We start from the raw sequence: 12,328 nt of genomic DNA, 5'->3' as shown, positions 1-12,328 counted from the left end.
TTCCACAATCAAAGTACCGGTCATACGGGATAAAAATACTGCTACTCATATTTATCAATACCCATAATTACAATAATTCAGCGACAAAAAAAGCCGGGCAATGCCCGGCTTTTTCCGTTCAACTTCGATTAGAAATTGTATCGTGCTCCCACAACGAAGCGACGGCCATTTTCATACAGGGACATGAGACGATCTTCATATTCGCTGTACTCTACGACCTGCTCATTGGTGAGGTTCACTGCCTCCAGAGTGATCTGTGCGTTGTCAGTGACGTTGTACGAGAAGCTCGCATCCAGCTGACCAAACGCGTCATTGGACAGCGGGTTGCCGTTCCAATGGAAGCCCTTGCTCCACTCCGAGCGATAGTTGTACATCATCCGCGCACCGAAGGTATCGTTTTCGTAGTAACCCATCAGGTTAGCCATGGTATCGGAGATACCAACAACACTATCGGAACCAGTATCGGTGTAGGTGTAGGTGTAGTTCGCCTGAACACCAAAGCCGTTGTCGAAGTCGTGCAGCACAGCCAGCTCAACACCAGCGACCAGGCCACCATCACCATTCACCTGGCGACTAAAGTCAACGTCAACCCAGGTAGCAGTCTGTTCATCGTAACGCGCTTCGGTAAAGGTCTCCTGAGCCAGGTAGCTGTGGTTCTTTTTAATAAAGGTCGTTGCGGAGAACGCAGACACATCACCGTAGTACCACTCGTAGGAAACGTCTAACTGGTCCGCCAGGAACGGCTCCAGCTGAGGGTTACCGGCCTGCCCCTGGGGGTCCGGTGCATTCAGAGCACCAAAGGTCTCGAACGGAGAAATCTGGTTCCAATTCTGACGAGCCATAACACGGGCAACCGCAGTACGAATCACCATATCGTCATTCAGGTCATAAGCAATGTTAAAGCTCGGCAGGATTTCGCTGTAGTCGTTATCTTCCGTGACCCAGGCCAGGTAAGACGGATTCAACCAATCGCGATCAACCGTTTGGAAGCCCCAGGAATCGCTGCTGAACTCGTAGCCGGAAGAGGCTTGCTCAGTAGATACATAGCGCAGACCGAAGTTACCGCGGTAGTTGTCACCCTCGAAATTCGCCTGAACATATACCGCAAAAATATCTTCCTCCACTGCCCAGTTATTGGCCAGCTCGAGAGAGCGTGCGTAATCGGCGCTGACACCGTTCAAGCCAGCAAACGCGATTTGCTCCATCACGTCACGCATTTGTGCCAGTGCGGTGGTGGAGTTACCACCGGCGGGCGTATCAAAACTCACAACGCCGCCAGAGTTCAAACCACAAGAAGATAAAGTCGGGCAATTTGCGAAGATATAATCAAGGTATGAGCCAGCGAGATCCTCATTGCCAGTCATAGTCTCAGGACCATGCCAGCTGTATACGATACGCTGCTGGGTACGCTCGGCGTTGCGAACCTTGACACCTGTCTCGATAGAGGTAAATGCACCCGCCTCTATCGGCAGCTCGAGATCTACCTGGAAGTAGGTTTCTTCATCAGTGGTCGGGCGCTCACCGCCCCAGATCCAGCCAGCGGCATAGGCATCTGCATCACTAGGCGCAGGATTGGAGTCGAGAGATGGCGCGTTCAGGTCAAACTCATAGTCGCCACCGGACCAACCATACTCCCAAGAAGTCTCGCGATAGGTACCGCCCTTGGCAGAAGTATTACCGGCAACAATATCAACGCTGAATGCATCAGTTACATATTCGGCAGTCAGGGTATAGGACTGAGATTCAGAGGAAGATACGCGGTTGATCCAGTTCACAACACCACGGCCGTCACCAGAAATCTGGGAAGCCACAACACTGTTGCCACTCAGCTGACCATTAGTTGCATGATCGACCGCATTGTCTCCTGCGAATACCAGCCAGTTGGCATTCATGTTATCCGCGTCCATGCTGGTGTCCAGCACGTCCAGAGTCAGCTGCAGCTCGTCGGTCGGACGCAGCTGAGCAGACAAGAATACAGTTTCGCGCTCGCGCTCCTGAAAGAAAGTCGGGGTACCCATGGTACCGGGAACCATTACGCCAGGAGTGGCTTCGTCGGTCCAGGACAGCACTTCAAAACCGGAACGCTGAACAGTGCGGTCCTGCTTGGCCGCAGATACCAGCACACCAAAGGTTTCGCTATCGTTCTTCCAGGAGTACTGGCCAGAGATGCTCGGGTCATACTCTTCCGAAGTTTCGGAGTAGATGCTCTCTACTGCAATCGCAGCCTGACCCGCGTCGAGATCAAGAGGGCGGTGAGTACGCACGTTAACGGTACCGCCCAGGGAACCTTCGTCCTGAGAAGCCTGCGGGCTCTTGGTTACCTCGAGGGAGGAGATCAGAGTGGAAGGCAACAGGGTAAAGTTGAAGCTGCGAGACGGATTATCCAGAATGAACCAGTCAGCAGTACCGACAGATTGACCGTTCAGGGTTGTACGGTTGTAATCTGGACCCGCACCACGAATAGAGACACGTTCCCCTTCACCGAACTCGCGGCTTACCGCCACACCCGTGATACGGGATAGAGATTCAGCGATGTTCTTGTCCGGGAACTTACCGACGTCTTCCGCAGAAATTGCGTCGACAATTGCACCAGCATTTCGCTTGGTGCTCAAGGCATCCTGGAGAGAGCCACGAATACCGGTTACAGAGACTTCCTCAATAGCTTCATCCGACTGGGCAATAGCCAGCGGAGCCATCAGGCCACCACTAAGTACAGCTGCACTGATAGACAGAGCGAGTTGATTGCGCTTTAGCATCGATTTCCCCTTCCTTGCTTATTATTTATATGAAGGTTGTGAGTAATTTTTTTTATTTCACCTCGTACCGCAAAATGATAGCGCTGTCATTTAGAGCTATGATAGCGCTGTCATTCTAAATAATCGAAGATACACAGGATTACCCGGAATTGCTACCGTCTTTGGAGTAAAAAAACCTTCGGTCCGAGCGATTGATGTAACGACATTCCGCGCCTCGTAGATACCAAAACCCTTTAATTTAAAGCCGATAGCTCAAGGGCGGAAAATCCGGTTCGCCGTTCCGCAAGCTTCATCCACATCAAATCCAGCACTTACTTGCGCTACTCACGGCGAATTTCCGGTCATTTCTGCTAGGATGGCGGACAGACCAACGGTGCAGCGACAAGCGCCGACGAAACAGTTCAAGGACCAGACGGCCCCATGAAAGCCACCATTAACGACGTCGCCGCGCATGCGGGGGTATCCATAAAAACCGTATCCAGGGTCATCAACAACGAGCCCTCGGTGCGCCCCGCAACCAAAAAGAAGGTCGAGGATGCGGTCAAGGCCCTGAATTACCAGCCCAACCTGGCCGCCCGCAATTTGGCCAGCTCCCGGACATATACCATCGCGTTTATTTACGACAACCCGAACGCCTACTATGTGATCGACATGCAAAACGGCATCCTCAATGCCTGTAAGGCCAGGGGCTATGAATTGCTGATCCATCCCAGTAACTCCAAATCGGCATCGGTCCACGATGAACTGAAAAATCTGGTCGAACACTCAAAGGTGGCCGGACTCGTTTTGACTCCGCCTTTTTCAGAAACACCGGCCGTGATCGAGACACTCCAGGATCTCAACGTAGACTACGTACGCATCGTTTCCAAAACCGCGGATGTAAAGGACCAGGACAACTGCATTCAGGTAGACGACTCTGCCGCCGCGTTTGATATCACCCGCCACCTCATCGAGCTCGGCCACAAGCGCATCGGCTTCCTCTGCGGTGGAGAAGAACACATTTCTACCCACAGTCGTCTTGACGGGTATCGGCATGCCATGAAGGAAGCCGGCCTCCCTGTGGACGAATCCCTGATTCTCAAAGGAGAGTACTCGTTTGATTCCGGCGTTCAGGGTGCCAAAGCATTGCTTGGTACTGACAACCCGCCCAGTGCCATCTTCGCCAGCAACGATGAAATGGCGGCCGGTGCACTCTTTGCCGCTCGATTAATGAACGTCGACATCCCGTCCCAGCTCTCCATCGTAGGATTCGAAGATAGCCCTTTCTCCAGGCAGACCTGGCCGAAACTGACAACCGCGCACCAGCCCAACAACGAAATCGCCAAGTGTGCTGCCGCACTCGTGCTGAGCAAAGCGCGCGGTAAAACATCCGGTGAGAACGCCAGCGCCAGCAAGGAAGCGGGTATTCAACGTGAATTCACTCCCGAGCTCGTCGTACGTGATTCGAGCGGAAGCGCTCCGGGCAACTGATCCTTCCAACTTTTACCTCCCCCCAAAAAAAGCCCTCCTTTAAGGAGGGCAGGTTCACGCGAGCCAAAGGGATACAACGACGAGAATCAAACTGACTGATGCAACATGCAGCGGAATTATTTCCAGCTGCGTATCTTGTGCCCTTTCAGAGCATAGAAAAGGATGAACAGGTAGCACGGCAGCGCTACCCAGTAGCCCGTGCGCACTTCACCGGCGATTTCGGACAGAGGACCGAAACCAAAGGTTGGGATAATGGCCCCACCGGCAATGCCCATAATCAACAGCGCAGACCCCTGCGCGGTCAGACGTCCAAGACCGTCCAGGGCGAGAGGCCAGACGGCAGGCCACACCAGTGCGTGCGACAACCCCATCAGGGCAACGAAAGTGATGGTGTCAGGGACTACTGGAGCGATACCACTCCACCCCCACAGGATATCGGCCAGTAAAGTACTTTCCTGTGAACCAAACAGCACACCGACCACACACAGGCTGCCAGCCACCGCCGACCCGAACAAGGCTTGCTGCTGGCTGATAAAGCGTGGAATCCCTACAACACCAATGGTGTAACCGATCACCATAAACACCATGGTGTAGGACGTGAGGGCGGCGTAATTGGACAAACCAAGACCTTCGCCATAGAGGCCGATGGTGTCACCCGCAATAACCTCGACACCAACGTAGGCGAACAGCGCCAGAGAGCCGAGTACAACCTGGGGGTAACGCAGAATATCGAGGAAGCTTCCCTCAGATTGGCCAGCGTCACCTTCGTCGATTTCCGGCAGGCCGGAAAACTTCACCAGTCCAACCAACGCGAACAGCGCAATCGCCATGTAGATGTAAGGCATGATCAGGCGGCTGGAAACTTCCGCCAACTGGACTTCCCGTTCAGCCGCAGACAGTTCGGCCAGTGATTCACTATTGAAATCGTTCAGGCCAGACAGCACAAGCGCTGTAAAGGCCAAAGGTGCGAGCACACCCGCGCTTTTACTGATAATGCCCATGATGGCGATACGCATGGCCGCGCTTTCAGCAGGCCCCACCTTCACCACGTAGGGGTTTGAAGCCGTTTGCAGAATGGTCAGGCCAGCCCCCAGGCCAAACAGAGCCACCAGGAAAACCAGGTAGCTACCGGTTTGCACAGCCGGAATAAAAATCAGCGCAGCGACTGCCATGATCGCAAGGCCAATGGCCATGCCATCGCGGTATCCCGTTTTACGCAGGATAAACGACATAGGCAACGCCATGACGGTGTAGGCAATATAAAACGCAAAAGTAACGAACAGCGCCTGGAATTCTGTGAGATCACAGAGCACTTTCAGGAACGGCATCAGCGAGCCATTCAGCCAGGTCACAAAACCAAAAATGAAAAACAGCATGCCGATAATTGCCATAGGCAACAGGCTGCTGCGCGTCTCTCTTTGAACACTAACGGCGGATTCCATAAGAAGCACCTTTTATATTTATTGTTGTTTGAACGTATTACGAAAAAAACTTCAAATGCTGTGAACCTCCCTGCCCGAAATCCAGGTCCTGCGTACCTGCAACTCGCTATCCAGTAAAATCATGTCTGCCGGCGCACCCACTGCCAGTCGGCCACCTTCCACGCTGAGGAACGTCGCCGGATAAAGGGAGGCCATTCGCAGCGCTTCCTCCAGTGGCACATCACACCAGTCTCGAATATTTCGTACGGCACCGATCATATCGAGGTGAGAACCTGCCAGCTCTCCGGTAGTCGAAGTCAACTTGTCACCCTCGCGGGTCACCACGCGCTCAAATAAAGGAAAGCTGGTCTCTTCACTACCGACTAGCGACATGGCATCTGTCACCAGTATCAATTTCCCCCGGGGCTTGGCCTTCAGAGCCAGGCGAATTGCATCCGCACAAACATGATGGCCGTCAACAATCAGACCACACCACGCATCGTCGCTGATCAACGCCGTTCCGACCACACCCGGTTCCCGAGACTGGAACGGCGACATCGCGTTATACAGATGGGTAAATCCGCTCGCCCCCGCTTCCAATGCCGCAGCGGTTGTCGCCCCATCGGCATTTGAGTGCCCAAGACACACATGCACGCCCAGCGACACCAGCTTGCGGATATCCTCCAGCGCAACATTTTCGGGCGCCAGCGTCACGACTTTTACACCCAGGTCGTCACGCGCGTAAATATCCAGCTCTGCCTGACTGAGACCTCGAATAAAACGTGCTTCATGGGTACCCTTTTTCGGAGTACTGAGATGCGGCCCCTCAAAGTGCACACCGATAATGCCGGGTATTTTTTTACGCAAGGCGGTACTAATCGCGTCCGCCGCACGCTGCATGACTTCAACCTCATCAGTGATGAGTGTCGGCAACATACCCGTGGTGCCAAAACCGGCATGCGCACCGGCCATCTTCTGCAACGATGCCAACGTCGGTTCATTGTTAAATAATGCACCCCCACCACCATTGACCTGAACATCAATCAGGCCCGGCGCCAGGGTACCGGGCAAGCGCTCCGCGCCAGAAGCCGGCACATCACCACCTATCGCAGCAACTCTGCCATCGGCATTGATTGAGACCGGGATATCATTGAGAACCCGCTCACCATCAAACAAACGCTCTGCCAGCAACACCTGAACCACGCGCAACCCCCCTGCTCTAGCGGTCAAACTCAGACCGTCTGGGTGACTTTTTTCAGACCTGCCGGCTCGTCCGGGTTAATCCCACGGCTGACAGCGATATGCGCTACATCAATATAGAAACGCTGCAACAGAGGTAGCGGAGCAACGCGTGGATGTATGCCTTTTGAAGGCACATGCAGATTAATCAGGGTGCCACCGCGACGGATAATATCTGCGATTTGTTCGCTATGCGCCTGATAAGATTCATCTTCAATCGGCACATTGATCACGGTCAGCTGCTGCTCAACCAGGGTTACCGGCCCATGTAAGAACTCCGCACTGGAAAAAGGCTCTGCATGGATATTGCAGACTTCCTTCAGCTTCAGCGCCAGCTCGCGGGTAATGCCATAACCCGGTCCACGACCCAACACAACCAGGTTTTTCACCGCAGCGAGATCTTCCGGACGCAGTTGGGTCTCCGCGGAAACCACATCACGTAGCGCCTGCGGCAGTTCAGCAACAGCCTTCAGCATCTCTTCGTCTTGCTTCCAGTTGGCTACCAACTGCAGCACCGCGGATAACGTCGCCAGATAGCTTTTGGTCGCTGCGACCGCTTTTTCCGGCCCGGCTTTCAAAGGCACCATCAAATCGACGATATCTTTGATCGGGGCCGATTCATCATTCACAAAAGCGACGGTATAGGCACCGGCCTCTTTAGCCATCTTCGCCTGAGCCAGGATGTCAGGACTACGGCCCGACTGGGAAATGACGATGACTAAGGAATCTTCCAGCTTGAGCGTGCGCCCATAGACACTGGATACAGAGGGCGCCGCAGCGAAAGTCGGCGTACCCGTCTCGATTTCAATCAGATATTTGGTAAACACGCCCGCATGATCAGAGGATCCACGCCCCACGATCATGACAAACCGCGGCGGTTTGTTGCGCAGGCGTTCACCCAGCTGGGCCATTACCGCAGCATTACTCTGTAGCTGTTCTGCAATACAATCCGGGGCTTCACGGGCCTCGGTTTCCATAATTGTCATCGCCATGACCTGTCTCCCTTAACGGCTCAAGCGGGAAAATTCAATTCCGTACCAATCTTTTCAATTATCCGAACAATGCTTTTTCATCGGCATCGATAGGACCTGCACTGCCACTCGCCGCCTCGGCAACACATTGGCGAGCAAAATAAACACAGCCAAACTCCGGCGGGTCCAGGGCTTCCGCCACACGCTCCACAACATGCGGAGCCATCCACTGCTTCAGACGCGGTGCAACGCCGCCGATCAGGGAAAGCCGTGGAGCATTCATTTCAAATAATTTATCCGCAAGGTCACTGATGTAACTTGCACCATCACGCACGATCGCCAGCGCAACCGGATCACCAGCTTCCGCATATTCCACCACCGGCACTGCAAGGCGCGCATAATGACTGGAGGATTTTCCACCAATGCGCTCAAACACTTGCTGGGCATCGGCACTTTCCAGCGCTGACAGCAATTCATCTTTCAGTCGGGAATCTTCAGCGAGACCATCGAGGGCCAGAAACAAGTACTTGACCGCTTCCATCCCCATCCAGGCACCGCTGCCCTTATCGCCATGGGGGAACCCATGGCCGCCCAAAAGGCGAGCCTCACCATTGACCCAGGCGTAACCGCAAGAACCGGTACCGGCAATAATGACCGCCCCATCACCACCACGATGCGCACCAAGGCAGGCCGAGTGCTGATCAGTGGTGAGGAACATCTGTTTGAAGGGGTGCGCCCAGGCATCCATTTCATTGTAGAGGCTTGGCATATTAACGCCCGCAAGACCAACTCCGGCGACGAGTTCACCGAGCGCTTGGGGCGGAAGGCCTGCATCAGAAAGCGCAAGCGTGGCGGAGCGCACAATCGAATCTATTGTTTGCGCATAACCGTGGAGTGGATTCGCGGGGCCTGATATCCCTGTGCCCAACACCCGATTGTCACTGTTGAGGATTGAAGCACGGCACTTACTGCCGCCTCCATCGATACCGATATAAAGAATTTCCCTGTCTCCCAACGCAGCCATCAGAAACGGCCTCTAAGAATTTGTATTGTTATGTACTACATCCGGGCTTCCCAGTCCCCCGGAAGTAACGCCAGAAGAGCAATAAACGCTCCTGCGCTAACTATTTGTAGCCATACTACAAGATTGATGACAGCGTTGTCAGCAATTTTTAAAAATTTCCTGTCTGCATACCGCCACCCCCCAAAGGTCAATTGGAATACTTTACCTGCAGGAAAGTGATATTCCCTCCTAAGATGGACGCCCGTCACATTCGGCTCCCAAAAGGAGGTCAAGCTACTGTCCCGCTTTGGCAATCTCTCCAACGCAGAGGCAGAACACGTGATCGAATCTGTTCCCCCTGCTCCCAGGGGAAATTACCTGCTTATTGAGCCCCAGCAGGCGCGACAAAACCATATTGCTACACGTTATACTAATAAATATGTATAGATATTACGCAGCTTTAACACTTAAACAAATCTAATAAAATTATTTCTGCACCTATATTTTTGGCTATTTACGCTTTGAAAAATTTCAGTCACACATAAAAATGGTCACTTAAATTAGAACCCTTCAGCGTTTCTCACGTTAGAACACAAAAAACAATAGTAGTATTGCTACTTGAAATATTTCCCACGCATCAATAGAAAAGATCTCTCAATAACCTAATTATCTTACAGACTTTTAAAATATTGCTGTGGGATCTTGGTCGGCATTCTATTCGTAGCAATAGTGTTATTTTCACCCATTATCTAAGTTAGAAGCCTTCTGGTACGGTAAACACTATTTGAAATAGGCTGCACCAGACTGTCGACCAGAGACTCTGGTTTAACAGTTAGCTTTGGGCAAATATCAACCGTAGTGACTTGAATTTGTTATTTTTGTATACACCTTATTGACTTTTCATGCTATCCATATCAAAGATCAAGAGCAGCCGCACATATCCACAGTAAAAAAATCGCTAACTTATTGATTTTGAATGATTTACGCCTGTGATCAAATGCAGCAAAATATCAGGATATAATTCAGTCGCGATATATCCACTAGATTAATTTTTCACCAGTGCTGGCTAACATACTGATTTATATGCTTTTTTCTGGCTAGAGAAGCCTTCTACTCTTGGGGTATATTGACTGGTGATATAATGCAGCTGCTTTTGAATACACTGTTAGCACTCAACTATGAGAAAAAAGATACTTATAACACTAACATTTCTGACAATGCTTATAGGAATTGTCTTTGTATGTATACCGTTCTTGGGTTCTTTAAAGCCGCCAGCAAATGCGGGTGAGTTACTGCCTCATGTTGATGTGCGTGAAATGAAAGTTGATACATATACTATTTTTACACATACAGTCGATGATTGGATGGGCATAAGCTATTTGATTATTAGAAATGCCCCAGATGATTTTGATGTGTATCTACTGCCGAATAGAAATGGGAAATTTGTGATGCCGGACTTGAGTTGGTATCGTCTTGGCGGGCTTTGTAGTGAGTTTGGCCCCGACCTGATTAACGGAAAAACTAGTAAAGATAGCCTTATTCGCTGTCAGGATGTGGATTTAGAGGAATGGCAAGTGAAAGAATGGAGCTGGACTCGTCATGGTAAAAAACTTGGGCGATGGACCGCAGATATGATTCCAATTAAATATAAGAAAATTGGTAAGCATATAGTCCTTGAGAGAGAATAGTGCTAACAAGGCGATGAATTTCGTTCCGGCCTTGTAGGCCTCCACCGGACAGCCCACGCTGCGCGTGGTCTGCCGATTATCGCGGCGTTATGCGTGAAAAACGTGTGAAATTTACCTTTCAGAATTCGGTTCTAAACATTCTTTTGCCACTTTCTTTACCCAGCAATTACCCAAATTTCAGGCTTGGTCGCTTTGATGGTTGGGTTCTTAAATTAGCTGGCGAAAGCTTCGTTTCTTTACGATGGGGGTTGCCAGTTCGTGTGTGTTTTCAACATTCGTTCGTGGTCGTTTCTGTGGTTATAGTCGGCGTGTCTTCTTGGGGTTTTCGCGTTTAGCTGGTGCGGTTGGTTTGTGGTTTCGTGCGCTAAAAAGCTCGGCGCGTGTTTTGTGGTGTTCGGGCAACGAAGTAGGGCAATTGGTCAAAGTTGGTTTCGGTGCTTGGCGTCGTTCGTGTATTTGGGTAAGGTGGTTGGCAAATTAATTTTTCGCTGGTTATTGGAGTCCGTCGGCCAAGATTGTGTACTTCGGTTAGTCAGCGCATAACAAGCGCATGCATAAGGACAGCCGCCGCTGCGCGTCGTCTGCCTATGATGCGGGCGTTACATTGCTTAGAGAGATCGAGAATGACAAAGAGTTTTGAAGAAACAATCGAAGTTTTAAGAGAAGCAGGTGTAGTCTTCGACGATCAGTCTCCTAGATTACCTGATTCACTCCCACAATTTGATGATGAAGATCCGTGTGGTTTTAGTGTATTTAGAACTGATTTAGAAGATCAAGATCTGAGCAATCTTGATATGAGAAGAACATTTTTCTCTAAATCAGGCGTTTCTGACTGTAATTTCAGAGGAACCAACCTAGAAGAATCAAATTTATGTTGGAATGACTTCATAAATTTAGATTTAACCGGCGCAAACCTATCTAAATCTGATCTACGCGCGTCACTTTATGACGGCGTGATTTTCACTGATTGTAATTTAGAAGGTTCGGATTTACGTCAGTCAGATTTCGTCGAGTGTAAATTTGATGGCGCTAACATGAAAGGCGTAAAGCTCACTAAAGCAACTGCTGCGCTAATAAGCCTTTCAGATACTCAAAAAAAAGATATAGATTGGCAAACAACAGAAGGTGCCGAGCCTGCTGGCGGGTAGCAATGTAACAAGGCGATGAATTTCGTTCCAGCCACTACGTGGCTTCCACCGGACCGCCCACGCTTCGCGCGGTCGGCCGATTATCGCGGCGTTACGTTGATCCTAGGAGATAGTTTGGGTTCTAATTGGCAACAAGTACTTCAAGAGGTGTTTGGAGATTATGCCTCTCCAAATGAGGATGAACGTTGGCAGAAGGTAACCGAGGCACTTCGACGTGGCGATCATGTTGAGGGCGTTGTTCTTGTTCATTCGTCTTTTGGGGCGTGGGTGGATATTGGTTTGGGTTTTCCAGCGTTAATCGAAGTGATACATATTGTTGGTATGACACCGGAAAAATATAAGAACGATTCGTATTATCCACCAGGCTCAAGGATTGAGGCAATGATAAGAAGTGTTACAACTTGGGGGCATCAAATACGTTTGGAACAAACTATGCGTGATTGACGCGTTGAAACGTAACAAACGCGTGCATTTGACCTCCGCTGCGCTGCGGCAAATGACGCGGGCGTTAGGCACACAACATGGCATCGGAAGAGAAAAAGGATTTAGAGGTTGTTTTCAAGCCTTTGCTAAAGGAGCTCCGATTTCGAAAGAAAGGAGGGACCTGGTGGCGCGAAGTAAATGGATTTATT

Annotated in this window: 10 protein-coding genes; 5 read left to right on the top strand and 5 right to left on the bottom strand. The window is 50.8% G+C overall.

The window, feature by feature from the left end; translation table 11 throughout:
• Positions 1 to 128 precede the first annotated feature (128 nt).
• The gene (locus ABWV76_RS00050; RefSeq protein ID WP_353374886.1) at positions 129 to 2,756 is read right to left on the bottom strand and encodes a TonB-dependent receptor; all 2,628 of its coding nucleotides are present in this window, start codon (positions 2,754 to 2,756) and stop codon (positions 129 to 131) included.
• A gap of 420 nt (positions 2,757 to 3,176) precedes the next feature.
• Here ABWV76_RS00050 and ABWV76_RS00045 point away from each other — a divergent pair, with 420 nt between their 5' ends.
• A complete protein-coding gene (locus ABWV76_RS00045; RefSeq protein ID WP_353374885.1) occupies positions 3,177 to 4,226 on the top strand; it encodes a LacI family DNA-binding transcriptional regulator in 1,050 nt (349 codons plus the stop codon).
• 116 nt (positions 4,227 to 4,342) lie between these two features.
• Here the strand turns inward: ABWV76_RS00045 and ABWV76_RS00040 are convergent, their stop codons facing one another.
• Genes ABWV76_RS00040 through nagK form a run of 4 tightly spaced genes read right to left on the bottom strand, consistent with a single transcriptional unit; the run spans position 4,343 to position 8,881 of the window.
• Positions 4,343 to 5,668 (bottom strand): sugar MFS transporter, encoded by a 1,326-nt coding sequence (locus ABWV76_RS00040; protein ID WP_353374884.1) that lies wholly within the window; start codon positions 5,666 to 5,668, stop codon positions 4,343 to 4,345.
• Between the two features lie 51 nt (positions 5,669 to 5,719).
• Positions 5,720 to 6,850 (bottom strand): N-acetylglucosamine-6-phosphate deacetylase, encoded by a 1,131-nt coding sequence (gene nagA, locus ABWV76_RS00035; RefSeq protein ID WP_353374883.1) that lies wholly within the window; start codon positions 6,848 to 6,850, stop codon positions 5,720 to 5,722.
• Between the two features lie 29 nt (positions 6,851 to 6,879).
• Positions 6,880 to 7,878: a glucosamine-6-phosphate deaminase NagB-II gene (gene nagB-II / locus ABWV76_RS00030; protein WP_282951336.1), complete on the bottom strand. Its 999-nt coding sequence runs from the start codon at positions 7,876 to 7,878 to the stop codon at positions 6,880 to 6,882.
• A gap of 58 nt (positions 7,879 to 7,936) precedes the next feature.
• Positions 7,937 to 8,881, bottom strand: coding sequence for an N-acetylglucosamine kinase (nagK, locus tag ABWV76_RS00025; protein ID WP_020412346.1), 945 nt, complete (start codon positions 8,879 to 8,881; stop codon positions 7,937 to 7,939).
• Between the two features lie 1,157 nt (positions 8,882 to 10,038).
• On the opposite strand from nagK, the gene ABWV76_RS00020 reads away from it, so the two are divergent.
• The 4 genes from ABWV76_RS00020 to ABWV76_RS00005 form a co-directional block, all read left to right on the top strand.
• The gene (locus tag ABWV76_RS00020) at positions 10,039 to 10,548 is read left to right on the top strand and encodes a hypothetical protein (protein ID WP_353374882.1); all 510 of its coding nucleotides are present in this window, start codon (positions 10,039 to 10,041) and stop codon (positions 10,546 to 10,548) included.
• Positions 10,549 to 11,171: 623 nt separating this feature from the next.
• Positions 11,172 to 11,696 carry a pentapeptide repeat-containing protein gene (locus tag ABWV76_RS00015; protein WP_353374881.1) on the top strand — a complete coding sequence of 175 codons (525 nt, stop codon included), beginning with the start codon at positions 11,172 to 11,174 and terminating at the stop codon, positions 11,694 to 11,696.
• Positions 11,697 to 11,810: 114 nt separating this feature from the next.
• Positions 11,811 to 12,140: a S1 domain-containing protein gene (locus ABWV76_RS00010; RefSeq protein WP_353374880.1), complete on the top strand. Its 330-nt coding sequence runs from the start codon at positions 11,811 to 11,813 to the stop codon at positions 12,138 to 12,140.
• Positions 12,133 to 12,328, top strand: a 196-nt coding sequence (locus ABWV76_RS00005) for a hypothetical protein (RefSeq protein ID WP_353374879.1), incomplete at its 3' end; no start/stop codon positions are given. The genes ABWV76_RS00010 and ABWV76_RS00005, both read left to right, overlap by 8 nt.

Origin of the sequence: Microbulbifer sp. NBRC 101763, from assembly GCF_040371615.1 — a bacterium.
Lineage (GTDB): Bacteria > Pseudomonadota > Gammaproteobacteria > Pseudomonadales > Cellvibrionaceae > Microbulbifer > Microbulbifer variabilis.
This window is presented reverse-complemented; position numbering and strand designations above follow the sequence as displayed.